General features: G+C 72.5%; 17 protein-coding genes. 6 read left to right on the top strand and 11 right to left on the bottom strand.

The window, feature by feature from the left end; all coding sequences use genetic code 11:
- Positions 1 to 1,041: TOMM precursor leader peptide-binding protein (locus ABZ896_RS31115; protein WP_360936378.1), on the top strand; the 1,041-nt coding region annotated here is incomplete at its 5' end.
- Positions 1,034 to 2,413, top strand: a complete 1,380-nt coding sequence (locus tag ABZ896_RS31110; protein WP_360936376.1) for an AarF/ABC1/UbiB kinase family protein — start codon at positions 1,034 to 1,036, stop codon at positions 2,411 to 2,413. The genes ABZ896_RS31115 and ABZ896_RS31110, both read left to right, overlap by 8 nt.
- Before the next feature lie 6 nt (positions 2,414 to 2,419).
- On the opposite strand, the gene ABZ896_RS31105 is transcribed toward ABZ896_RS31110, so the two are convergent.
- The 5 genes from ABZ896_RS31105 to ABZ896_RS31085 all read right to left on the bottom strand — a co-directional run bounded on the left by ABZ896_RS31105 (position 2,420) and on the right by ABZ896_RS31085 (position 6,284).
- Positions 2,420 to 2,626, bottom strand: a complete 207-nt coding sequence (locus ABZ896_RS31105) for a hypothetical protein (protein ID WP_360936374.1) — start codon at positions 2,624 to 2,626, stop codon at positions 2,420 to 2,422.
- 118 nt (positions 2,627 to 2,744) lie between these two features.
- Positions 2,745 to 3,068 carry a hypothetical protein gene (locus tag ABZ896_RS31100; protein ID WP_360936372.1) on the bottom strand — a complete coding sequence of 108 codons (324 nt, stop codon included), beginning with the start codon at positions 3,066 to 3,068 and terminating at the stop codon, positions 2,745 to 2,747.
- Positions 3,065 to 3,433 carry a WhiB family transcriptional regulator gene (locus ABZ896_RS31095; protein ID WP_020119791.1) on the bottom strand — a complete coding sequence of 123 codons (369 nt, stop codon included), beginning with the start codon at positions 3,431 to 3,433 and terminating at the stop codon, positions 3,065 to 3,067. The genes ABZ896_RS31100 and ABZ896_RS31095 overlap by 4 nt, the downstream gene beginning before the upstream one ends.
- A 159-nt stretch (positions 3,434 to 3,592) precedes the next feature.
- Positions 3,593 to 3,913, bottom strand: coding sequence for a hypothetical protein (locus ABZ896_RS31090; RefSeq protein ID WP_360936370.1), 321 nt, complete (start codon positions 3,911 to 3,913; stop codon positions 3,593 to 3,595).
- A 169-nt stretch (positions 3,914 to 4,082) separates the two neighbouring features.
- Positions 4,083 to 6,284, bottom strand: a complete 2,202-nt coding sequence (locus tag ABZ896_RS31085) for an ATP-dependent DNA helicase UvrD2 (protein WP_360936368.1) — start codon at positions 6,282 to 6,284, stop codon at positions 4,083 to 4,085.
- A 184-nt stretch (positions 6,285 to 6,468) separates the two neighbouring features.
- On the opposite strand from ABZ896_RS31085, the gene ABZ896_RS31080 reads away from it, so the two are divergent.
- Positions 6,469 to 6,711: a mycoredoxin gene (locus tag ABZ896_RS31080; protein ID WP_360936366.1), complete on the top strand. Its 243-nt coding sequence runs from the start codon at positions 6,469 to 6,471 to the stop codon at positions 6,709 to 6,711.
- Between the two features lie 32 nt (positions 6,712 to 6,743).
- On the opposite strand, the gene ABZ896_RS31075 is transcribed toward ABZ896_RS31080, so the two are convergent.
- From ABZ896_RS31075 to ABZ896_RS31050, 6 genes are all read right to left on the bottom strand, one after another.
- On the bottom strand, positions 6,744 to 7,355 hold the full coding sequence (locus tag ABZ896_RS31075; RefSeq protein WP_360936364.1) for a class I SAM-dependent methyltransferase: 612 nt from the start codon (positions 7,353 to 7,355) through the stop codon (positions 6,744 to 6,746).
- Between the two features lie 10 nt (positions 7,356 to 7,365).
- Positions 7,366 to 8,310, bottom strand: coding sequence for an NAD(+) diphosphatase (gene nudC, locus ABZ896_RS31070; RefSeq protein ID WP_360936362.1), 945 nt, complete (start codon positions 8,308 to 8,310; stop codon positions 7,366 to 7,368).
- A 144-nt stretch (positions 8,311 to 8,454) separates the two neighbouring features.
- Positions 8,455 to 9,864, bottom strand: coding sequence for a dipeptidase (locus ABZ896_RS31065; RefSeq protein ID WP_360936360.1), 1,410 nt, complete (start codon positions 9,862 to 9,864; stop codon positions 8,455 to 8,457).
- Positions 9,865 to 9,868: 4 nt separating this feature from the next.
- On the bottom strand, positions 9,869 to 13,390 hold the full coding sequence (locus tag ABZ896_RS31060) for an ATP-dependent DNA helicase (RefSeq protein ID WP_360936358.1): 3,522 nt from the start codon (positions 13,388 to 13,390) through the stop codon (positions 9,869 to 9,871).
- Between the two features lie 110 nt (positions 13,391 to 13,500).
- Complete coding sequence (locus ABZ896_RS31055) at positions 13,501 to 16,887, bottom strand: ATP-dependent DNA helicase (protein WP_360936356.1); 3,387 nt, start codon at positions 16,885 to 16,887, stop codon at positions 13,501 to 13,503.
- Positions 16,888 to 17,162: 275 nt separating this feature from the next.
- A complete protein-coding gene (locus ABZ896_RS31050) occupies positions 17,163 to 17,549 on the bottom strand; it encodes an MGMT family protein (protein WP_360936354.1) in 387 nt (128 codons plus the stop codon).
- Positions 17,550 to 17,735: 186 nt separating this feature from the next.
- Here ABZ896_RS31050 and ABZ896_RS31045 point away from each other — a divergent pair, with 186 nt between their 5' ends.
- From ABZ896_RS31045 to ABZ896_RS31035, 3 genes are all read left to right on the top strand, one after another.
- On the top strand, positions 17,736 to 20,456 hold the full coding sequence (locus ABZ896_RS31045; RefSeq protein ID WP_360936353.1) for a lysylphosphatidylglycerol synthase domain-containing protein: 2,721 nt from the start codon (positions 17,736 to 17,738) through the stop codon (positions 20,454 to 20,456).
- Between the two features lie 93 nt (positions 20,457 to 20,549).
- Positions 20,550 to 22,097 (top strand): alpha/beta hydrolase, encoded by a 1,548-nt coding sequence (locus tag ABZ896_RS31040; protein WP_360936351.1) that lies wholly within the window; start codon positions 20,550 to 20,552, stop codon positions 22,095 to 22,097.
- A gap of 137 nt (positions 22,098 to 22,234) precedes the next feature.
- Positions 22,235 to 23,788 carry an alpha/beta hydrolase gene (locus ABZ896_RS31035; protein WP_360936349.1) on the top strand — a complete coding sequence of 518 codons (1,554 nt, stop codon included), beginning with the start codon at positions 22,235 to 22,237 and terminating at the stop codon, positions 23,786 to 23,788.
- Positions 23,789 to 23,830: the final 42 nt, after the last annotated feature.

Raw genomic sequence — 23,830 nt, 5'->3', positions numbered from 1 at the left:
GTCGGCGTCGAGGTTCACATCGGCGCCGATCTTCTTCAGGTTCTCGACCGCGGCGGTGCGCTGCGCCTCGCTCAGGCCGAACCGGAAACCCTCCAAACTGACGTCCTGCGCGGGAAGAAGAAGGTCCTGGACCGGCTGGGCCCCGACCTGGCCTCGCTGTCCGTGACCACGTCGGAGCCGGGTGACCCGATGAGACTCCTGGCCGCCCGGCGCTCCCTGCGGGTGCAGATCCGGGGCGCCGGCCGGGTCGGCTCGGTACTGGCCGCGCTGCTCTCGGGCGCGGGGGTGGGCGAGGTCGACGTGCGCGACGGCGGGCGTGTCGAGCCGGGGGACGTCGCCCCGGGCGGCCTGCCCGCGACCTCCGTCGGCGACCTCAGGGACACGGCCGCCCGCCGGGCGGTGCAGGAGGCGGCACCGGACCGCCCACCACGCCGCACCTCCCGGTCCTCGGCCGGCATGGACGACCCCGGCCTCTCCCTGGTGATCCTCGCCCCACGGGACGACGTCGACGTGCACGCCCCCGACCCGGCCACCGCCGAGCCCCTCGTCCGCTCCGGCACCCCTCATCTGTACGCGGGGGTCGTCGAGGCCACCGGCGTGGTCGGCCCCCTGGTCCTGCCGGGCGAGACGGGCTGCGCCGGCTGTCTGCACGAGACCCGCGCCGACCGGGACCCCGCCTGGCTCCGACTGGTCGCCCAATGGCGCTCGGGCCGGGCCCTTCCGGTACGGCCGTGCGACCTGACACTGGCGACCACGGTCGCCGGACTCGCGGCCGCACACGCCCTCGCCTTCCTCGACGGCCGTGTCCCGTCGAGCGCGGGAGCCCGCTGGGAGGTCTCCCTCCCCGGCCTGAACTGGCACTCCCGCCCGGTATGGCCGCATCCGGCATGCGCCTGCGGTGCCGCGGAGAAAGGTAAGGGAGAACACACACCCAAGGACGGGGAAGCGCACGAGACAATGGCGGAGCAAGGGCCGTCCGAGGGGTGGTGCCGTGAGGCAGCCGCGGTGCGGCCGGCAGGGACCAGGAGGGCGCATGTCTGATCTTCCCCGCAAGGCGGTCACCCGCACCGCCAAGCTCGCCGCGCTCCCGCTCGGCTTCGCCGGACGGGCCACCTGGGGCCTGGGCAAGCGGATCGTGGGCGAGTCGGCGGAGATCGTCGGCCGCGAGCTGCAACAGCGCACCGCGGAGCAGCTGTTCAAGGTGCTCGGGGAGCTCAAGGGCGGCGCCATGAAGTTCGGCCAGGCCCTGTCCGTCTTCGAGTCGGCGCTGCCCGAGGAGGTCGCCGGCCCCTACCGCGCGGCGCTGACCAAGCTCCAGGAGGCGGCGCCCCCGATGCCGACCCGCACCGTGCACTCCGTGCTGGCGGAGCGCCTGGGCGAGGACTGGCCGCAGCTGTTCGAGGAGTTCGACGACAAGCCCTCGGCGGCGGCGTCGATCGGCCAGGTCCACCGGGCGGTGTGGCACGACGGGCGGGAGGTGGCGGTCAAGGTCCAGTACCCGGGCGCCGGCGAGGCGCTTCTGTCCGACCTGAACCAACTGGGCCGTTTCGCCCGCCTATTGGGCCCACTGGTGCCGGGGATCGACATCAAACCCCTCATCTCGGAGCTGCGCGACCGTGTCTCGGAGGAGCTCGACTACGGCCTGGAGGCCCAGGCCCAGCGCACCCACGCCGAGGAGTTCACGGACGACCCGGACGTCGTGGTGCCGGACGTGGTCCACCAGTGCGAGCAGGTCCTGATCACCGAGTGGATCGACGGGATCCCGCTGTCCGAGGTGATCGCCGACGGCACCCAGGAGCAGCGCGACCGGGCCGGCCAGCTGCTGGCCCGCTTCCTCTTCTCCGGCCCGGCCCGCACCGGCCTGCTGCACGCCGACCCCCACCCGGGCAACTTCCGGCTGCTGCCCGGCGGTCCGGACGGCGAGGAGGAGTGGCGCCTGGGCGTCCTGGACTTCGGCACGGTCGACCGGCTGCCGGGCGGCCTCCCGGACCCCATCGGCACCTCCCTGCGCATGACGCTCGACGGCGACGCGGAGTCGGTCTACGAGCTGCTGCGCACGGAAGGGTTCGTCAAGGAGTCCATAGAGCTGGATCCCGACGCGGTCCTGGACTACCTGCTGCCGATCATCGAACCGGCCCAGGTCGAGGAGTTCACCTTCACCCGCGGCTGGATCCGCAGCCAGGCGGCCCGGATCGCCGACCCGCGCTCCCCCGCCCACCAGCTCGGCAAGCAGCTCAACCTGCCCCCGGCCTACCTCCTCATCCACCGGGTGACCCTCAGCACCATCGGCGTCCTGTGCCAGCTGGGCGCGACGGTCCGGCTCCGCGAGGAGCTGGAGGAGTGGCTGCCGGGGTTCGTGCCGGAGGAGGAAGTGGCGGAGTTCGACGAGGAGACTCCGGCCGCGGAGGCGTGAGCGCGCCTACCACCAGGCCGAGTCGAGCCGGCTCTCGATCGCCCTGAGGTTCTCGCGGGAACAGGCGTCGCAGAAGTACTGGCGGACGCCGTTCTCCACGGAGCAGGTCCAGGTGGGCCGCGGGCCCTCGGCCCGGGTGCCGCAGCGGGCGCACACGAGGGGGTGCGGCTCCGCCGGGGAGCCGCCGTCACCGTCTCCGGAAAGACTCGTCACCCCGCGACGATAACGCCGGGTGGCCGGTTCGGCGCGTACAACGCACTGCGGGGGCCGGTCCGTTCGCACGGACCGACCCCCGAGGAGAGAGCCACCGGTGGGCGGCTGTCGGTTGCGGCTACTGCATGACCGCCATGGCGAGCGCCCGGCGGGCGCGCCGCGAGGCGCGCTCGGCCCGGCGCTGCATCCGGCGCGCGGTCACCAGGCGCACGGCCCGGCGTTCCCGCTCGGCCTCATGCAGCAGCTCATGCATATGCGCACGAGCCAGGGCTTCTGGTTGGAGTTGCATCTCTCGGGTCCTGTTCTGACGCGTGTCGGTCGCGCCGGTGGTGGTGAAGTCTGGGATCACGGAGCCGTGGGGCTCGCTGATGGACGGCGTCATCGAGGCCTGCTTCTGGGGGTCGTTCGTGAGAGGACGGTCGATCGTTCCTGCGGTGTTCATGCCGTGACCGGGTTCTTGCGCGGGCGACCACGCGGCCGCTTCCGGGCGACGACGACACCCTGCACGAACAGCTCGCCACCCCAGACGCCCCAGGGCTCACGCCGCTCCTTGGCGCCGGCGAGGCAGGCCTCCATCAGCGGGCAGGTGCGGCAGAGGGACTTGGCGTACTCGACGTCGGCCGGCGACTCGGCGAAGAAGACCTCCGGGTCGTAGGAACGGCAGGGGACGGGTACGCCGAGGTTCTCGATGGCGTCGTCGAGCGCGGTGAGCGCGGTGAGCGGGATCAAGGTGGAGTCCTCCGTGAGGCCGGGCGGGGGGATCGTTTCGGAAGGCGGTACGGACGGGGCGTGCGCTTCGAGTTGCACGGTTTCGTCTTCCTCGTCTGTCGTTCCGGCCCTGTTGGGCCGGTGGTCGGCGTTGTTGTCCCGAGGCCCCTTCACTCCGCTCTCCCCGTTCGGGGAAAACAGAAGGGCCGCGGATCCCGGATGGGGTTCCGCGGCCCTGAAGGCGCCGGCCTGATCGAATCAGGCTGGATCACTCCAGGGTTCTGGCCCACGGAAGGCCCACATCAGGTGGTGCTGCGTCGTCTGCTTCCGGAATCCGGCACCGGCCGCCGCAAAGGCATAGGCCTGCGCCTGTGCCGCTACTGCTTCCAGTGCCTTGGTCGGTCGCTCATTGCGCTCCCGCACGGGAAGACCCGTGAGAGACAGGGCGCCGGCCGGACGGGCGGCAGAAATGCCGGACAGACCGGTGCCCAGGTTCGAAACGCCGAGCATGCACGCGGAGACGACCGAGGGATCGGTCATTTTGGCGGTGCTGATGGAGCTGCTGCTGATGCTGATCACTTCAATCGCCTCCTCTCGGCGTCTCGGGGGACTGCGGCGCGAGCCGCGGTCCGACGGATATGCAAGTAGAACACGGAATCGGGGCCTCCGAGAAGGCCTCCGTCCCCGTGGCTAAGAACCTATGGGGATTGCTGGGGCATGCGCAAACTATTTTTTCGACGAGTTCGCGTCAGTCCTCGTTTTCTTCCGCGGCGACCTCCTGGCCTGCGCAGATGGCCAGGACATCGGCTCCGTACCGGTTGAGCTTGCGCATCCCGACGCCCGGGATCCGCGCCAGCTCGTGCTCGTCGTCAGGGACGGCCTCGGCGATCGCGATGAGGGTCTTGTCGGTGAAGACGCAGAAGGCGGGCTGTCCGCTGCGCTGCGCCTGCACCGCGCGCCAGTCGCGCAGCCGCTCGTAGAGCCCCTCGTCCATGTCGGAGGGACAGTCCTCGCAGCGCATCAGCTTCATCTCGCCGGCGTCGGTGAGCGTGCGCCCGCAGACCCGGCAGCGGGCCGGGGTGCGCCGGGTCCGTCTGGGGGCGGCGGCGCCCGCCACGGCACCCATGGAGCCGCGTTCCACTCCCCCCGCTCCCACCGCGGCGCTGCGGCCCGCGGTGGCGACGGAGCCGGGGCGCAGTCCGTCGAGGAAGCGGCTGGGGCGACGGTTGGGACGGCCGCCGGGCGAGCGGGAGAGCGACCAGGACACCTGGAGGCGTTCACGGGCGCGGGTGACACCGACATAGAGGAGACGGCGTTCCTCCTCGACCTGCTCGTCGGTCTTGGCGTAGCTGATCGGCATCATGCCCTCGGCGACCCCGACCAGGAAGACGGCGTCCCACTCCAGGCCCTTGGCGGAGTGCAGGGAGGCGAGGGTGACGCCCTCCACCGTCGGGGCGTGCTGGGCGTTCGCCCGCTCGTCGAGTTCGGCCACCAGGTCGCCGAGGGTGGCGCCGGACCGGGCGGCGGCGTAGTCCTGCGCGAGGTTGACCAGGGCGGCCAGGGACTCCCAGCGCTCTCTGACGGCCCCGGAGCCGGCCGGCGGCTCGGTGGTCCAGCCCTCGCCCGAGAGCACGGCACGCACCTGGGAGGGCAGGTCGACGGCGTCGTCCAGCTGTGAGTCGTTGCCGCCGAAGCGGGCCGCGCCGCGGAGTTTGACGATGGCCCGGCGCACCTCGGGGCGGTCGAAGAACCGCTCTGCACCGCGCAGCTGGTAGGGCACCCCGGCGTCGGCGAGGGCCTGTTCGTAGGTCTCGGACTGGGCGTTGGTGCGGAACAGGACGGCGATCTCGCTGGCCCGGACGCCCGCGTCGAGAAGTTCGCGGATGCGGCGGGCGGCGCCCTCGGCCTCGGCGGGTTCGTCGGTGTACTCGGTGTATCCGGGCTCGGGGCCCGGGCGGCGCTGGGAGACGAGTTCCAGCCGGTGGTCGGCGGCGCGGCCGTGGGCCTGGGCGAGCAGGCCGTTGGCCAGATGGACCACCTGGGGGGTGGAGCGGTAGTCACGGACCAGCTTGACGACGGTGGCACCGGGGTGGCGGGTGCGGAAGTCGAGCAGGTGATCGGGGGTTGCGCCGGTGAAGGAGTAGATCGTCTGGCTGGCGTCGCCGACGACGCACAGGCTGTCGCGCCGGCCGAGCCAGAGTTCCAGCAGGCGCTGCTGGAGGGGGCTGACGTCCTGGTACTCGTCGACCACGAAGTGCTGGTACTGGGCGCGGACCTGTTCGGCGATGTCGCCCCGGTCCTGGAGGATCGCGACGGTCAGCAGCAGCACGTCCTCGAAGTCGATGACGGCGCGCTCCCGCTTGAGGTCCTCGTAGGCGGCGTAGAGCTGCGAGATCTCGGCCGCGGCGCGGGGGGTCTCGCGGCCGGCCTTCGCGACCGCGAGGGCGTATTCGGAAGGCACGGTCTGGGTGACCTTGGACCACTCGATCTCCCCGGTGACGTCCCGCAGTTCGCCCCGGTCGAGGCGGATGCGGCAGGCGGCGGCCGCGTCGGCGACGAGCTGGATCTTGCGGTCGACGAGCCGGGGCATGGAGCCGCCGACGGCTTTCGGCCAGAAGTACTGGAGCTGGCGCAGGGCCGCGGAGTGGAAGGTCCGGGCCTGGACGCCGGAGGCGCCGAGCTGGCGGAGACGGCCGCGCATCTCCCCTGCGGCGCGGTTGGTGAAGGTGACGGCGAGCACGCTGGAGGGCTGGAGGATGCCGGCCCGCACCCCGTAGGCGATGCGGTGGGTGATCGCCCGGGTCTTGCCGGTTCCGGCGCCCGCGAGCACGCACACCGGCCCGTGCAGGGCGGTGGCGACCTCGCGCTGCTCGGGGTCGAGCCCTTCGAGCACCGCGTCGGCAGAGTCCGGGGTGCGCGGGAAGAGGGTGGAGTGCGTTGCTGCTGTCACACGGCCATGCTGCCAGGTCGGCGGAGACGGCTGAGCCGGTTGTCCACAGGGATGCCCTCGCAGTCGTACTAATGCGGCAGGCGTCACCCGGGACAGGTCGCCGGGTACGGGAATGGTGGCCGTTTCACGTACGTTTCCCCTCTGCGAGCACCCATCCCCCGAGCTGCTGAGGAGCGCGAGAGACATGCCGGGCACTGTGACGATGTACAGCACCACCTGGTGCGGCTACTGCCAGCGGTTGAAGAAGCAGATGGACCGCGAGGGCATCACGTACACCGAGATCAACATCGAGCAGGACCCGGAGTCCGCCGCGTTCGTGGAGAAGGCGAACGGCGGGAACCAGACAGTGCCCACGGTTCTGTTCAGTGATGGTTCCACGCTCACGAACCCGTCTCTGGCGCAGGTGAAGCAGAAGATCGGCGCGTAGGCGCGACCCAAGAGGGCGGTTCCTGAGGAAGCTCAGGGGCCGCCCTCTTCCGGTTTGTCCCAGACCGCCGTGTAGCGCCACAGCAGCCATCGCCGGTACCGGCGGCCGGGCAGGAGGTGCCGGGTGGCCCGCCGGGCCTCGCCCCAGTGCATGGCCGAGTCCTCCATGGGCATGCCGGCCGGGCTTCTCTTGCCGCCCCGCAGCTTCCTCATCAGCAGGCTCGCGGGCACCCCGCAGCCGCTGATCACCCAGTCCAGCGCCGTCCTGTTGTACGCCATCCCGACGATCACCAGGCGTCCACCGGGCGCCAGCAGCCGTACGAGACCGTCGAGGGCGTCCTCGAAGGGCGCGTGGTGCACCACGGCGACCGCGCTGACGAAGTCGTACGTGCCCTCCGGCAGGGCCCTGCCGTCGAGGTAGTCAGCCTCCAGGAAGGTGAGGGTCCCGGGAGAGGCCGCGCGTGCCTGCCGGATCATCTCCGGTGAGCGGTCCACGCCGGTAACGGACGCGGCGCGCTCCGCCAGCTTGCGGGCGAGCAGCCCGTCCCCGCACCCCACGTCCAGGGCCTCACCACAGCCCTCCGGCACGGCGTCGAGCACCAGCCGGTGGTAGTGGACGTTGTGGTTCCAGTACGGGTCGGGCATGCACGTCCTCTCAGACGAAGCTCCTCGTCGGCAGCGGCTTGCCGTACCAGAGCTCGATCAGACGCGCCGCGATCGAGATGCCGTACGGCGGGAGGACCTCGCCGGACTCGAAGGCCGCCCGGAGGTCTTCGCGGGAGAACCAGCGGGCCTCGTGGATCTCGTCGCCGTCGACATTGATCTCGGTGGAGGTGGCGCGGGCCATGAAGCCGAGCATCAGGCTGGACGGGAACGGCCAGGGCTGGCTGGCGACGTACTCGACCTGTCCGACGGTGATGCCGGCCTCCTCGAAGACCTCGCGGCGCACCGACTGCTCGATGGACTCGCCGGGCTCCACGAACCCGGCGAGGGTCGAGAAGCGTCCCTCGGGCCAGTGCACCTGGCGGCCGAGCAGGATGCGGTCCTCCTCGTCGGTGACCGCCATGATCACGGCCGGGTCGGTGCGCGGGTAGTGCTCGGCGCCGCAGGCCTGGCAGCGGCGGATGTGGCCGGCCGCGGCGATGACCGTGCGCTCGCCGCAACGGGAGCAGAAGCGGTGGGTGCGCTGCCAGTTCTCCAGGCCGACCGCGTGCACCATCAGCCCGGCGTCGCGCGCGGACAGCAGCAGCCCGGCCTCCCGCAGACCGGCCGGACGCGCGGACTGGTCGATACGGCCCGGCAGCGCGTCCTTCTGGAGCGCGAAGTAGCGCACGCCGTCCTCGTCGATGCCGAGGAAGTAGCGGTGCGCCTCGGTGAGCGGGGCCTCGAAGGACGGGGTCATGACGAGTTCGGTACGGCCGTCCGCGGCCTCGTCGATGAGGACCTGGCCGCCGGAGACCACGAAGCAACGGGTCGTGGGGTGGCTCCACGCCGCCGCCAGCCAGGCCTCGTCGAGCCGGTGGTGCGCGGCGCGGTCGATGCCGCTCGGGGCGGTGAGCGAGACGGGACGGTCGGCGGTGTGGTCGGTCCAGGTGGTCACGGGTGCTTCCAACTCCCCCGGTGTGGCGGATGGGTTCGGCGGGACGTACGGCGGGCGGGGACCGGGTCCGGTGGGATTCGGCGGTACGGGACAGCTCTTCCAGTCTGCTCCTCGTTCCATGCCGATCCGGACGGCGCGGGACGATCAGGGCGCATGACAGTGGTGCTCGGCGAGATCGCCCCACAGGTAGGCGGAGGTCTCGACGCCCTTGAGGAGCAGGTCCAGCTCGACCTTCTCGTTCGGCGCGTGCCAGCCGTCGGAGGGGACGGAGATGCCCAGGAAGAGCACGGGGGCACCGAGGACGTCCTGGAGATCGGCGGCCGGTCCTGAGCCGCCCACGCGCGTGAAGCCGACGGGCTTCTCGAAGGCGCGGCCCATGGCCCGGACGACGGACTGGAGGGCGGGGTGGTCCAGCGGGGTCAGGCACGGGCGCGTGGCCGCGGCGAAGGTGATCTCCTGCCGGATCCCGGCGGGGACCTGGCCGGCGGCCCAGGCACGGACGGCCTTCTCGATGTGGTCGGGGTCCTGCCCCGCGACCAGCCGGAAGGAGAGCTTCACCATCGCGGAGGACGGCACGACCGTCTTGCTGCCGGGGCCCTGGTAGCCGCCGCCGATGCCGTTGACCTCTGCCGTGGGGCGGGCCCAGACGCGCTCCAGGGTGGTGTGTCCGGCCTCGCCGTGGGTGGCGTGCGAGTGGGCCGTGCGCAGCCACTGCTCCTCGTCGAAAGGCAGTTCGGCGAAGAGTTCGCGCTCCCGGTCGGTCAGTTCGACGATGCCGTCGTAGAAGCCGGGGATCGTCACGCGCGCGTGCTCGTCGTGCAGGGCGGCGACCAGGCGGGCGACGGCGGTGGCCGGGTTGGGGACGGCGCCGCCGAAGGAGCCGGAGTGGATGTCCTGGTCGGGGCCGTACAGCCGGATCTCGCACTCGGCGAGGCCCCGCATGCCGGTGCACACGGTGGGCGTGTCCTCGTCCCACATGCTGGTGTCGGAGACGATCACGACGTCGGCGGCGAGCCGCTCGGCCTGCTGTTCGACCAGTGCGCGGAAGTGGGGTGAGCCGGACTCCTCCTCGCCCTCGATCAGCAGCTTCAGACGGACCGCGGGCGCGGTGCGGCCGGTGGCGGCGAGGTGGGCGCGGACGCCCAGGGTGTGGAAGAAGACCTGGCCCTTGTCGTCGGCCGCCCCGCGCGCGTAGAGGCGGTTTCCGCGGACGACCGGCTCGAAGGGGTCGCTGTCCCAGCCGTCCTCGCGGTCGGCGGGCTGGACGTCGTGGTGGCCGTAGACGAGGACCGTGGGCGCCGCGGGGTCCTCGGCGGGCCATTCGGCGAAGACGGCGGGCGCGCCCGGGGTCTCCCAGACCTCGGCCGTGGGGAACCCGGTCTCCCGGAGCTTCTCGGCGAGCCAGTCGGCGCTGCGTCGTACATCTGCTCCGTGGTCGGGCTGGGCCGAGACGGACGGGATGCGCAGCCAGTCAGTGAGGTCGTCGAGGAAGGCGGCGCGGTGCTGCTCGATGTACGTACGGACGGCGCTGTCCGGGGTCAGGCTCATGGTCATGAGCCTATCGGCCCGCACCGACATCCTCGTTGGGCGGTTCCTCACAGTTCGCCTGCCCGGAACCCGTCGGCCGACCGCCCGGTTCCTGGGTCAACAGCCGTTCCAGGGCCGCCCGATCGGGCAGGCCGCCGGGTCGTACGACCTCTCCGGTGCGCACGTACAGGAACGCTGCCGTGACCGATTCCACAGGCACTCCCTGCTGCTCGGCCCAGCCGAGGCGGTACAGAGCGAGCTGGAGGGGGTCGGCGGAGCGGGTGTGGCTGGTCTTCCAGTCGACGATCTCGTACGTCGTCCCCTCGCCGTCGTCGTGCCGGTAGACGGCGTCGATACGGCCGCGGACGACGCGCCCCGCGATGGCGAGTTGGAAGGGCGCCTCCACGCGGTGGGGTGTGCGCTGGGCGTACTCGGTGCGCTCGAAGGCGTCCTTGAGGCTCTCCAGGTCGCGCTCGTCGGCGATCTCGGCGTCACCGCCCGGCAGTTCCTCCGGCTCCAGCATGGGCAGCGTCAGCGCCTCGAAGCGGGACTCGACCCAGGCGTGGAAGCGGGTGCCCCGGCGCGCGGCGGGCTGCGGGGGGCGCGGCATGGGGCGCGCGAGTTCCTGCGCGAGCCCGTCCGGGTCGGCGGCCAGCCTCATCACCTGGGACGCGGTGAGCGACATGGGCAGCGGTACGTCGGTCACGGCCTCCCGCGCCCGCAGGAGTTCACCGGTGAGCGCGTCGAGGTCGCGGTCCCAGGAGTCGACGGTGCGGGCCTCTTCGGGGGTGAGGCGGGCGTGGGGGCGTGCGGGAGGGGCCGTCCGCGCGTGGGCGTGTCCGTCGCTGTCCGGCGCGGTCGCCTGGTGCGGTACGGCGGGGCGTTCCGTCGTCCAGTCGTCCCAGTCCTCGGGCCCTCCTGGGTCTTCGGGAAGGGCGCCCTCCTCGAAGCCGTCGAGGGGCGGCTCTTCGTCGTCCGGGGGCGGGGGCCAGTCGGGGTCGTCGTAGGTGCTCGGGTCGTGTACGGCCGCGGGGTGCGCGTCCGTGTGGGAGGCGAGGTCCTCCAGGTGGGCCAGGACGGTCTCGGCGGCCCTGCGGCGGCGCACGAACGCCGCCGCGTCCAGGGGCAGCGGCCACACCTGGTCCTCGGTCCGGCTGTGGAACGCCGGGTTCTCGTCGTCCTCAGCGGGCTCGTCCGCCCACTCCTCGATCTCGCCGAAGCCGGCCGCGCAGTGCTCGTACAGGGCCTGGAGGAAGTCGGACGGTCCCCTGGGCTTCTTCTGCGTCGGCCCCCACCAATGGCCGGAGCCGAGCAGGAGGGAGCGGGGGCGGGTGAAGGTGACGTAGCCGAGGCGGAGTTCCTCGGTGTGCTGGTGCTCCTTCATGGCCTCGTGGAAGGCCTTCATGCCGCGGGAGTCCCAGGAGCCGATGTCGGGCAGCGTCTCGGTGTCGCCGCGCAGGGCGTGCGGCAGCACCTTGGCCTGGGCGGTCCACTTCTCGCGGCCCTTGGCGCTGGGGAAGGTGTCGGTGACCAGGCCGGGCACGGCGACGACGTCCCACTCCAGGCCCTTGGACTTGTGCGCGGTGAGCACCTTGACGGTGTTCTCGCCGCCCGGCAGGGCGTTGTCGAGGCCCTTCTCGTACTGGGCGGCGGTGCGCAGGAAGCCGAGGAAGGCGAGCAGGGTGGCCTCACCGTCGCCCGCGGCGAAGGCGGCGGCGACGTCCAGGAAGTTCGACAGGGTCTCGCGGCGGCGGGCGGCCAGGGCGTGCGGCGACGCCGACAGCTCGACCTCCAGGCCCGTGACGGCGAGGACGCGGTGCAGGACGTCCATCAGCGGGTCGGCGAGCGAGCGGCGCAGATCGCGCAGTTCGGTGGCCAGGCGGGCGAAGCGCACGCGCGCGTCCGGCGAGAACGGCAGTCCGTCGTCGTCCTCGTCGCCGTTCAGGGGCGACTCCAGGAAGGTCTCCAGGGCGTCCGCGAGCGATATCACCTCGGCGGGGTCGACCCCCTCGACGGCCTCGGCGAGCCGGCGGTCGGGGTCGTCGTCGCCGTCCACGCGCGCGTGGGACACCAGCCGCCGGGCGCGCCGCCCAAGGAGGGCGAGGTCACGCGGGCCGATGCGCCAGCGCGGGCCGGTCAGCAGGCGGACCAGGGAGGCGTTGGCGCCGGGGTCCTGGAGGACCTCGCAGACGGCGACCAGGTCGGCCACCTCCGGGAGGTGCAGCAGGCCCGCCAGGCCCACCACCTCCACGGGGATGTCCCGGGCCACCAGGGCGCCCTGGATCTCGGCGAAGTCGGTGGCCGTACGGCACAGGACGGCGATCTCGCCGGGCGCCTTGCCGGTGTTCACCAGGTGCGCGATGGAGTCGGCGATCCAGTCGATCTCCTCGGCGTGGGTGGGCAGCAGGGCGCAGCGCACCGTGCCGTCGCGCTCGGCACCGGGGGCGGGGCGCAGGGCCTCCACGCCCGCGTGCATGGCGCGCAGGGGCTCCGCGAGGCCGTTGGCGAGGTCGAGGAGGCGGCCGCCGCTGCGGCGGTTCTCGCTGAGCGCCTGGCGGGCGGCGGGGCGGCCGTCGGGGTGGGCGAAGTGCTCGGGGAAGTCGTCGAGGTTGGCGACGGAGGCACCGCGCCAGCCGTAGATGGCCTGGCAGGGGTCGCCGACGGCGGTCACCGGGTGGCCGGTGCCGCCGCCGAACAGGCCCTCGAGGAGGACGCGTTGGGCGACCGAGGTGTCCTGGTACTCGTCGAGGAGCACCACCCGGAACTCCTCGCGCAGGACGCGGCCCACCTCGTCGATCCCGGCGAGCCGCGCCGACAGGGCGATCTGGTCGCCGAAGTCGAGCAGGTCGCGTTCGCGTTTGGCGGCGCGGTAGCGGACGACCAGCTCGGCGAGTTCGCGGCGGGCGGCGGCCGCCTCGGGGACCTTGCGCAGGGTGTCGTTGGTGAGCTTGGCGCCCTGGAGGGTGAGCAGCAGCTCGGCGTCGTACCCGCGCAGTCGCTCGGGGCGTACGAGGTGTTCGGCGAGCTCGGAGTCGAGGGCGAGCAGGTCGCTGACGAGGTCGGCGAAGGAGCGGGTCAGGGCCGGGTAGGGGCCCGGGGCCTCGCGCAGCACGCGCGCGGCGAGCTGGTAGCGGGTGGCGTCGGCGAGCAGCCGCGAGGTCGGCTCCAGGCCGATGCGCAGGCCGTGGTCGGTCAGCAGGCGGCCCGCGAAGGCGTGGTACGTGGAGATCACCGGTTCGCCCGGGGGGTTGTCCGGGTCGATGACGTCGGGGTCGGTGACGCCCGCCTTGACGAGCGCCTTGCGGACGCGCTCGGCGAGTTCACCGGCGGCCTTGTTGGTGAAGGTCAGGCCGAGGACCTGTTCGGGGGCGACCTGGCCGGTGCCGACCAGCCAGACCACGCGCGCGGCCATCACCGTCGTCTTGCCCGAACCGGCACCGGCCACGATCACCTGCGGGGCGGGCGGCGCGATGATGCAGGCCGTCTGCTCCGGGGTGAACGGGATGCCGAGGAGCTCCTTGAGCTGATCGGGATCGGTGATACGGGCGGGCATGTCGCAGAGGCTAGCGGCGCGCACTGACAACGGAGGACGAATCGCCCCTTCGGGCCGGTAGAAGCGCTGGTCAGCACGCGTGGTGCGACTGATCACACCGGGTGCTCACCTCACTCGACGACGTGCCGTCCCTCCGGCTGCACACTGCACGAGGCCTTGAAGGCGCAGTGCGAGCAGTGCTGGCCGGAGTTCGGCGTGAACCGTTCGTCGAGGACCTTCCCGGCGGCGGTGGCGAGCAGATCGCCCACCCACTCGCCCTCCAGCGGCTCCTGGGCCTGCACCTTGGGCAGGGTCTCGCCGCCGTCCCGCCTGGCCGCGCCCTGGCGCAGCTGGACGAGTTCGGCGCCGCCCGGCTCGGGCCGTGCGCCGTCGAAGGCCTCGTCGACGGCACCTTCGCGGACGGCGAGCTGGTAGACGGCGAGCTGGGGGTGGCGCTCCACGTCGGCGGAACTGACGGGCTGCTTGCCGGTCTTGAAGTCGACGACGTACGCGCGCCCGTCGCCGTCGGCCTCCACGCGGTCCATCTGGCCGCGGATGCGCACCTCCACGTCGCCCGCCTCCAGGGTGACGTCGAAGTCGTGCTCGCTGGCCACCGGAGTGCGCCCGGTGCGGTCCATCACGTGCCACTTCAGGAAGCGTTCGAGCGCCACGCGCGCGTTCTCCTTCTCCTGCGCCGACTTCCAGGGCGCGTCGAAGGCGAGCGCGTTCCACACCGAGTCGAGGCGCTCCATGAGGACGTCGAGGTCGGCGGGGGTGTGCCCGGAGGCGACCTCGTCGGCGAGGACGTGCACGACGTTGCCGAAGCCCTGGGCGACGGTCGCGGGCGCGTCGGCCTTCACCTCGCGGCCCAGGAACCACTGGAGGGCGCAGGTGTTGGCGAGTTGGTCGAGGGCGCTTCCGGAGAGCACGACGGGCTGGTCGCGGTTGCGCAGCGGCACCTTGGACTCGGTCGGCTCGAACATGCCCCACCAGCGGTAGGGATGGGCCGCGGGGACCAGCGGGCGGCCGTCCTCGTCGGCGAGCGCGGCGAGGCGGGCGAGCCGGTGGGCGGCGGCCTCCCTGAGGGTGTCGGAGACGCGCGGGTCGACCGTCGTGGCCCGGAGTTCGGCGACCAGGGCGGCGACCGACAGGGGGCGGCGCGGGCGGCCGGTGACGTCCTTGGGTTCGACGCCGAGTTCGGTCAGGAAGCGGGAGGGCTGGTCGCCGTCGTCGGCCGGGGCCTTGACCGCGGTGACGACGAGGCGCTCACGCGCGCGTGTGGCGGCCACGTAGAACAGGCGGCGCTCTTCGGCGAGCAGCGCGCCCGGGGTGAGCGGTTCGGCGAGTCCGTCGCGGCCGATGCGGTCGGCCTCCAGCAGGGAGCCGCGGCGGCGCAGGTCCGGCCACAGGCCCTCCTGGACGCCCGCGACGACGACCAGGCGCCATTCCAGGCCCTTGGAGCGGTGCGCGGTCATCAGGCGGACGGCGTCGGGGCGTACGGCACGCCGGGTGAGGGTGTCGGCGGCGATGTCCTCGGCCTCGATCTCCTCCAGGAAGTTCAGGGCGCCGCGGCCGCCGGTGCGCTCCTCCGCGCGCGTGGCGGTCGCGAACAACGCGCACACGGCGTCGAGGTCGCGGTCGGCGTTGCGGCCCGCCGCGCCGCCGCGCCGGGCGGTGCGCTCCAGCCGCGCGGGCCACGGTGTGCCCTGCCACAGGTCCCACAGCGCCTCCTCGGCGCTGCCGCCGCCCGCGAGGCGCTCACGGGCCTTCCTGAGCAGCGCGCCGAGCCGCTGGGCGCCCCGCGCGTACCCGGGGTCGTGCACGGCGAGCCGCTCGGGTTCGGCCAGCGCCCGCGCGAGGAGGTCGTCCGAGGGCGGCGGCAGGGCGTTGCCCGCGGCCCGCTCCTCGTCGCGCAGGGCCCGCCCGAGACGGCGCAGATCGGCGGCGTCCATGCCGGCGAGGGGTGAGGTGAGGAGCGTGAGGGCGGTCTCGGTGTCGAGCCAGCAGGGGGCGTCCGAAGGCTCGGGTTCGGCGATGGCTGCGTCCTCGTCACCCTCCGATCCGGATACGGTCGCCTCCTCGCCCCCTGCCCCGTCGGATTCGGCCCCTGACGGCCGTACCGCACTCTCCGCCGTGGCCACCGCCCGAAGCGCCGTCAGCAAGGGCGCCACCGCCGGTTCGTGGCGCAGCGGGACGTCGTCGCCGTCGATGTCCAGCGGGACCCCGGCCGCCGTGAGCGCGCGGCGGATCACCGGGATGGTGCGGGAGCCGGCGCGTACCAGGACGGCCATCTCGCTCCACGGAACGCCGTCCTCCAGATGCGCCCTGCGCAGGATGTCGGCGATGTTGTCCAGTTCGGTGCCGGGCGTCGGGTAGGTGTACACCTCGACGCGGCCCCCGTCCCGCACGGGGGTCAGTTCCCGGTGGGCCCGGACCTTCTCCGCCGGCAGCCGGGTGAGCGGCATGCGCTGGGTCACCAGCCGGGTCGCGGCCAGCAGACCGGCGCCGGAGCGCCGGGAGGTGCGCAGGACCTCGACGGGGGCCGGACGGCCGTCCGCGCGCGGGAAGGCGTACGGGAAGTCGAGGATGCCGTTCACATCGGCGCCGCGGAACGCGTAGATCGACTGGTCGGGGTCGCCGAGCGCGACCAGGGTGCGGCCGTCGCCGGCGAGGGCGTGCAGCAGCCGCACCTGGGCGGGGTCGGTGTCCTGGTACTCGTCGACGAACACGGCGTCGTACTGGGCGGTGAGCCGCCGGGCCACCTCGGGGCGGCGGGCGAGCAGGACCGCGCGGTGGACCAGTTCCGCGTAGTCGAGCACGCCCTGGAGGTCGAGGACGTCGAGGTACTCGGCGAGGAAGGCGGCCGCGGCCCGCCAGTCCGGGCGGCCGATACGGCGGGCGAAGGCGTCCAGGGCGTCGGGGCCCAGGCCGAGTTCACGGCTGCGGGCGAGGACCGCGCGGACCTCGTCGGCGAAGCCCCGGGTGGTCAGACAGGCCCGCAGCTCGTCAGGCCAGCGCACATGCGCCAGTCCGAGCCGCTCCAGGTCGGGCTGCCCGGCGAGCAGTTCGCGCACGGCGACGTCCTGCTCGGGGCCGGAGAGCAGCCGCAGCGGCTCCACGAACAGGTCGCTGTCCTGGTGGGCGCGGACCAGGGCGTAGCAGAACGAGTGGAAGGTGGTCGCCTGCGGCGCGCGGGCGGCTCCGATGCGCAGCGCCATCCGGTCGCGCAGTTCGACGGCGGCCTTGCGGCTGAACGTCAGCACGAGCACGCGCGCGGGGTCCCCTCCGCGGGCGATCCGCGCGGCGACCGACTCGACGAGCGTGGTCGTTTTGCCGGTGCCCGGACCTGCGAGGACGAGCAGAGGACCGCCCTTGTGCTCAACCACGGAGCGCTGTGCGGCGTCCAGACGAGGGGGATCCACACGGGCCGGTGGGGTACGCACCAGTCGGTAAGCGCCACGGTTCCCCTGTCGCACCTGGGGGTGCGACAGGCGTCCGGTGGAGGAAGAGGAGCTCACGTGGTTCGCCGGTCCTGGTGGGTGTGCTGTTGGGCGCCCCGCCGCGCGTGCAGGGCGGTGGGCGGGGGGTGAGGGGGACGCGTGCCGCCGACGCTACGCCGACGAGTGGAGCGGAAGCAGGGCTTCCCCTTCTTCCCATGGTTCTCCGGGAGCACTCACGACACCGCGGACCCGTACGTCCCTCGCCCCACGAACGTACGGCATGCCACGGACGTGCCCCCTTTCCCCCGTACGGGTCTCAGGGTCCCCTCGGGCCCGCCCGATGGCGGAAGCTGTCAGGTGTGACCCTCCGCGCGTTCACCGCCGTCCCAGCGCGCCCGTCTCATGTCGAGGCGCGGCAGATGGCCCTCGGCGGCCCTGCTCGCCTCCTTCAGCGGCGTGCCCTCCACGCGGTAGTGGCCGAGCGCCTCCAGCTCGTGGCCCGGCAGCAGGACCCCGTCCGCGCGCACGACACGCCACCACGGCACCGGCGACCCGTACAGGGCCATCACCCGGCCGACCTGCCGGGGACCGCCCTCCTCCAGCCACTCGGCGACGTCGCCGTAGGTCATGACGCGCCCGGGCGGGATCCGTTCGGCCACGTCGAGGACCCGCTCGGCGTACTCCGGCAGGGTGTCCGCGTACTCCGGGTGGGCGTCCCGAGGAAGGCTCTGCTCGCTCATCCGCCCCATCCTGCCCCACCCCACCGACAATGTGACGGGCTCGCGACCGTGCGTATCCCTCGCCCGCGGACGGCGCTTCGGGCAGACTGTGCGCCCCCGCATGTGCACCCTGACACCCTCGCGTGTCGGTGGGGCATGCCACCATCGTGCGGGCGGTGACTGGTGATACGAGATCAAGAAGAGACGATGAAGCCACAGGGTGCGCACCCGGAGGACGCGGAGAGCACCTCTGACGTCCCGTCGCGCCCAGACACCGCCGGCAAGGACATCGAGCAGGCGCCCGAACCGGCCGTGGACGGGGACGACGAGGTGCACACCGACGAGGTCGAGGGCGACGAACCGCTGCTCCCCGCGCGCGTGCACCGGCCCTCGGACCTGATGCGGCTCCTGGTCGGCGTGCTGGCCGTGGTCGTGCTGCTCGCGATCGCCGCGTTCGCGCACGGCACCACCTCCGGCCTCGAACAGGACATCAACAAGGGCACCGGCCAGGCACCCGACCTGCTCATCAAGATCGCCGGTCTTGCCTCCAGCATCGCGATCCTGCTGGTCCCGGTCGCGTTCGCGATCGAGCGGCTGATCAAGCGCGACGGACTGCGCATCGCCGACGGCGTGCTGGCCGCCGTGCTCGCCCACGGGGTGACCCTCGCCACCGACCTGTGGGTCGCCAAGGCCGCCCCGGACTCCATCCAGGAGGCGCTCACCCAGCCCTCCCCCGGCGACATCCACGCCCTCACCGATCCCGTGCACGGCTATCTGGCGCCCGTCATCGCCTATATGACGGCCGTCGGCATGTCCCGCAGGCCGCGCTGGCGGGCGGTGCTGTGGATCGTGCTGTGCCTCGACGCGTTCTCGATGCTCGTCACCGGCTACACCACGCCGTTCTCGATCATCCTGACGGTGCTGATCGGCTGGACGGTCGCCTACGGCACGCTCTATGCGGTCGGCTCGCCCAATGTCCGCCCCACCGGGCAGACCCTCATGGCAGGGCTCAGGACCGTCGGCTTCCACCCGGTGAGCGCGTCCCGCGAGGACCTCTCGGAGGTCACGGAGAACGGCGACCGCGGCCGGCGCTACTTCGTCACCCTGGAGGACGGCCCACCGCTGGACGTCACCGTGGTCGACCGCGAGCAGCAGGCCCAGGGGTTCTTCTACCGCGCGTGGCGCAACCTCACCCTGCGCGGCTTCGCCACCCGCAGCAGCCTCCAGTCGCTGCGGCAGGCGCTGGAGCAGGAGGCGCTGCTCGCGTACGCGGCCATCGCGGCCGGCGCCAACGCGCCCAAGCTGATCGCCACCTCCGAACTCGGCCCCGACGCCGTGATGCTCGTCTACGAGCACACCGGTGGGCGCACGCTCGACTCGCTGGCCGAGGACGAGATCACCGACGACCTGCTGCGCAGCACCTGGCGCCAGGTGCAGTCGCTCCAGTCGCGGCGCATCGCGCACCGCAGGCTGGCGGGTGACGCGATCTTGGTGGATCGTTCCGGCGCGGTGGTCCTCACCGATCTGCGCGGCGGCGAGATCGCGGCCAGCGCCCTGCTGCTGCGCATGGACGTCGCCCAGTTGGTGACGACCCTGGGGCTGCGGGTGGGCGCACAGCGCGCGGTGGCCTCGGCGGTCGGCGTCCTCGGGCCCGACGCGGTGGCCGACTGCCTCCCCATGCTCCAGCCCATCGCGCTGTCGCGCTCCACGCGCGCGACGCTGCGCAGACTCGGCCGGGAGCGGGCGCAGCGCGAGCGCGAGGCGGTCCTGGAGGCGTCCCGGCTGGCCAAGCAGGACCGCCTGGCGGAGGCCTCCGACGACGTCAGGCCCGTCCTGGAGAAGCCCGACAAGAAGACCGTCAAGGCGGAGGCCCGGGCCGAGAAGCGGGCCATCGACGAGGCCATCGAGGAAGCGCGCGAGGAGGACCTGCTGACGCAGATCCGCCACGAGGTGCTGCTGATCAGGCCGCAGGCCCCGGTCGAGCCGGCCCGCCTGGAGCGGGTGCGGCCGCGCACCCTGATGAGCTTCATCGCGGGTGCCATCGGCGCGTACTTCCTGCTGACGCAGCTCACCCACATCGAGTTCGGGCCGCTCATCGAGAACGCCGAGTGGGGCTGGGTCGCGGCGGCCGTGCTGTTCTCGGCGGGCAGCTACTTCGCGGCGGCGATGGCGCTGCTGGGCTTCGTGCCGGAGCGGGTGCCGTTCCTGCGGACGGTCGCGGCCCAGGTCGCCGGTTCCTTCGTGAAGATCGTCGCCCCTGCCGCGGTGGGCGGCGTGGCGCTCAACACCCGCTTCCTGCAACGCCAGGGGGTGCGGCCCGGCCTCGCGGTGGCGAGCGTCGGCGCCTCGCAGCTGTTCGGGCTCGGCTGCCACATCCTGATGCTGCTGTCCTTCGGTTACCTGACAGGCACCGAGAAGACGCCGTCGCTGTCGCCGTCCCGGACGGTCATCGCGGGGCTGCTGACGGTGGCGGTCCTCGTGCTCGTGGTCACCTCCGTGCCGTTCCTGAGGAAGTTCGTCGTCACGCGCGTGCGGTCGCTGTTCGCGGGCGTCGTACCGCGCATGCTGGACGTCCTGCAGCGGCCGCAGAAGCTGGTCACCGGCATCGGCGGCATGCTGCTGCTGACGGCCTGCTTCGTGATGTGCCTGGACGCCTCGATCCGCGCCTTCGGCCAAGAGGGGACCTCGCTGAGCATCGCCAGCGTCGCCGTCGTCTTCCTCGCGGGCAACGCGCTGGGATCGGCGGCCCCGACACCGGGCGGAGTGGGCGCCGTGGAGGCGACCCTGACGGTCGGTCTGATCGCCGTGGGACTGCCCAAGGAGGTCGCCGCCCCCGCCGTACTGCTGTTCCGGCTGCTGACCCTGTGGCTGCCGGTGCTGCCCGGCTGGCTGGCCTTCAACCATCTCTCCCGCAAGGGCGCGCTGTGAGGCCCCGAAAGCGGTGCGTTTCGGGGCCGTGAGGCGTACCTCTTACGGCGCGCGCCCCGAGCGTTCCCCCGCGCGTGACCGCAGGATGGAGGCATGCCGAAACCCCCTCGCCCGCGTGTCGCCGCGCTGACCGCCACCGTCCTGCTGCTGTCGTCCGTGCTGGCGGGCTGCGGCGGCGGCTCCAAGGACGACGAGGACCTGTCGGCCCAGAAGCTGAGCTGGAAGGACTGCCCGGCGCCCGACCAGGCCGAGGGCGGCGGTGACGCCCCGTCACCCCTGCCGGGCGGCGCCGAGTGGCAGTGCGCCACCCTGAAGGCGCCCCTCGACTGGAACAAGCCCGAGGGGGACACGATCGGCCTCGCCCTGATCCGGGCGAAGGCGAGCGGATCCGAGAAGCGGCGCATCGGCTCGCTCGTCTTCAACTTCGGCGGGCCCGGCGGCTCCGGCGTCACCACGCTCCCCGCCTTCGGCACGGACTACGCGCCCCTGCGCACCCGGTACGACCTGGTGAGCTTCGACCCGCGCGGAGTCGGTCGCAGCGCGCCCGTGGAGTGTCTGAACGACCCTCAGCTCGACGCGTACTTCCAGCAGGACGCCACCCCCGACACGGCGGCCGAGCGGGCGGCGCTGGTGAGCCACACCAAGGAGTTCAACACGGCCTGCGAGGAGAACTCCAGGAAGGTCCTGCCGCACGTACGGACCACGGACGCGGCCCGCGACATGGACCTGATGCGCCAGGTCCTCGGTGACCGGAAGCTGTACTACTTCGGCATCTCCTACGGCACCGAACTCGGCGGCGTCTACGCCCACCTGTTCCCGAAAAACGTCGGGCGCGCCGTCTTCGACGCGGTGGTCGATCCCACGCAGGACTCCGAGCAGGGTTCGCTCGGACAGGCCGAGGGGTTCCAGCTCGCGCTCGACAACTTCGCCGCGGACTGCACCTCCCGCACCGAGGACTGCCCGCTGGGGGACACCGCGCAGGACGTCGAGAGCCGCATCGCCAAGCTGCTCGCGGACCTCGACAGGAAGCCCGTCCCGGGCAGCGGACAGCGGCTGCTGACCCAGACCGCCGCGACCAACGGCATCGCCCAGGCGCTGTACTCGAAGGACTTCTGGGAGTACCTCACCGACGGTCTGGAGCGGGCGTACGACGGTGACGGCTCGGTTCTCATGCTGCTGTCCGACGCGATGAACGGGCGCAGCCAGAACGGCGAGTACAGCAACCTCACCGCCGCCAACGTCTCCATCAACTGCGCCGACGAGAAACCGCGTTACACCACCGCCCAGGTCGAGCAGAGACTGCCCGAGTTCCGTGCCGCCTCTCCCCTGTTCGGGGACTACCTGGCCTGGGGCATGCTCAGCTGCACCGGCTGGGCGGTGGCGGGCGCCGCCGACCACCCCGACGTCAGCGCGCCCGGATCCGCCCCGATCCTCGTCGTGGGCAACACCGGTGACCCGGCCACCCCGTACGAGGGGGCCCGGAAGATGGTGGACGCGCTGGGCACCGGCGTCGGCGTCGAGCTGACCTACAAGGGCCAGGGGCACGGGGCGTACGACAGCGGGAACAAGTGCGTCCAGACCGCGGTGAACGGCTACCTCCTGAACGGGAAGGTGCCGGCGGCGGGGACGGTCTGCTCGTAGAGACCGGCCGGACCGCACCGGAAATGCGCAGGTCAGAGAGTTATCCACAGGCCGGAGCGGCGGTCGCTTGATCGGCCTACCATGGCCGGACAGCCATCCGCTGCACGGTGCGGACGGCCTGCGAGGGGGGACATGTGATGGCGCGATGCGTACGGTGGGCGGCGCTGGCCGCTGCCGCCGCGATGCTGGCAGCGGGGTGCAGCACAGGCTCGTCCGGAGGCTCGGGGGACGAGCGGTCCGACGGCGCGCGGCCGTCGGGAGGCTCGTCCACGACGACGGACGCGAAGGCACTGCCCTCCGCGCTCACCTCGCAGCGACTCGACTGGGAGCGCTGCAAGGCGTCGGAGGACGGCTACACACCGAGCAGCGACTGGCGGTGCGCCACGCTGAAGGTGCCGCTGGACTGGTCGAAGCCCGACAGCGAGACGATCGGCCTGGCACTGATCCGCGCCGAGGCCCGCGGTGACGACCGCATCGGCTCGCTGCTGTTCAACTTCGGCGGGCCCGGCGCGTCGGGCGTCTCGACGATGCCCGCGTACGCCGCCACCGTCTCCGCCCTGCGGGAGCGCTACGACCTGGTGAGCTGGGACCCGCGCGGGACGGGTTCCAGTGAGGGCATCCGCTGCCGGAGCGACAAGGACGTCCAGGCGTCCGAGGCCGTGGACATCACCCCGGACACCCCCGCGGAGGAGCAGGCGTACTTCCGGGACGCCTCGGAGTTCGGGCAGGGCTGCCGGAAGGACGCGGGCAAGCTGCTCGCGCACGTCTCCACCACGGACACCGCCCGCGACATGGACCTGATGCGCCAGGTCCTCGGCGACCGGAAGACCAACTACTTCGGCATCTCCTACGGCACCGAACTCGGCGGCGTCTACGCCCACCTGTTCCCGAAGAACGTCGGACGGCTGGTCCTGGACGCGGTCGTCGACCCGAAGGCCGACGCCGTGGGACACGCGGAGAACCAGGCCCGGGGCTTCCAGCGCGCGCTGGACAACTACCTGAAGTCCACCGGTCAGGACCCCGCGCAGGGCACCCGGAAGATCGTGGACCTGCTGGACCGGATCGACACGGACCCGCTGCCGACCTCGTCCGAGCGGAAGCTGACCCAGTCGCTCGCCCTCACCGGCATCGTCCTGCCGCTGTACAGCAAGGACAGCTGGCCCACCCTGACCAGCGCCCTGGAGAGCGCCGAGGAGGGGGACGGATCGGAGCTGCTGGCGCTCGCCGACGGCTACAACGACCGCGACGCCTCGGGGCACTACGGCACGACCACCCACGCCCAACGGGCCATATCGTGTCTGGACGACAAGCAGCGACCCACGCTCGCCGAGACCAAGCGGCTGCTGCCGGAGTTCGAGAAGATCTCGCCCGTGTTCGGGCCCTTCCTCGGCTGGGACGCGGCCGGCTGGTGCCACGACTGGCCGGTGGCCGGGCAGTACGAGACCCCGGAGGTGAGTGCCCCGGGTGCGGCACCCGTGCTGGTGGTCGGCAACACGGGCGACCCGGCGACACCGTACGAGGGCGCCCGGAACATGGCGGACGAGCTGGGCGCGGGGGTCGGCGTGGAGCTCACTTGGAAGGGCGAGGGCCACGGTGCGTACGGCAGCGGGAGCGACTGCGTGGACTCGACGGTGAACGCGTATCTGCTGAAGGGGACGGTGCCGAAGGACGGCAAGGTCTGCGCCTCCTAGGCTCCGCGTCCCCGGTCGGGGCAGCGGAAAGGGGCCCGGCAC

This window comes from Streptomyces sp. NPDC047072 (genome assembly GCF_040643855.1).
Taxonomy (GTDB): domain Bacteria; phylum Actinomycetota; class Actinomycetes; order Streptomycetales; family Streptomycetaceae; genus Streptomyces.
This window is presented reverse-complemented; position numbering and strand designations above follow the sequence as displayed.

Coding starts and splice junctions, on each gene's coding strand:
- ABZ896_RS31110 (WP_360936376.1), top strand. CDS start 1,034: ATGTCTGATCTTCCCCGCAAGGCGGTCACCCGCACCGCCAAGCTCGCC.
- ABZ896_RS31100 (WP_360936372.1), bottom strand. CDS start 3,068: ATGAACACCGCAGGAACGATCGACCGTCCTCTCACGAACGACCCCCAG.
- ABZ896_RS31080 (WP_360936366.1), top strand. CDS start 6,469: ATGCCGGGCACTGTGACGATGTACAGCACCACCTGGTGCGGCTACTGC.
- ABZ896_RS31075 (WP_360936364.1), bottom strand. CDS start 7,355: ATGCCCGACCCGTACTGGAACCACAACGTCCACTACCACCGGCTGGTG.
- ABZ896_RS31065 (WP_360936360.1), bottom strand. CDS start 9,864: ATGACCATGAGCCTGACCCCGGACAGCGCCGTCCGTACGTACATCGAG.
- ABZ896_RS31060 (WP_360936358.1), bottom strand. CDS start 13,390: ATGCCCGCCCGTATCACCGATCCCGATCAGCTCAAGGAGCTCCTCGGC.
- ABZ896_RS31050 (WP_360936354.1), bottom strand. CDS start 17,549: ATGAGCGAGCAGAGCCTTCCTCGGGACGCCCACCCGGAGTACGCGGAC.
- ABZ896_RS31045 (WP_360936353.1), top strand. CDS start 17,736: ATGAAGCCACAGGGTGCGCACCCGGAGGACGCGGAGAGCACCTCTGAC.
- ABZ896_RS31040 (WP_360936351.1), top strand. CDS start 20,550: ATGCCGAAACCCCCTCGCCCGCGTGTCGCCGCGCTGACCGCCACCGTC.
- ABZ896_RS31035 (WP_360936349.1), top strand. CDS start 22,235: ATGGCGCGATGCGTACGGTGGGCGGCGCTGGCCGCTGCCGCCGCGATG.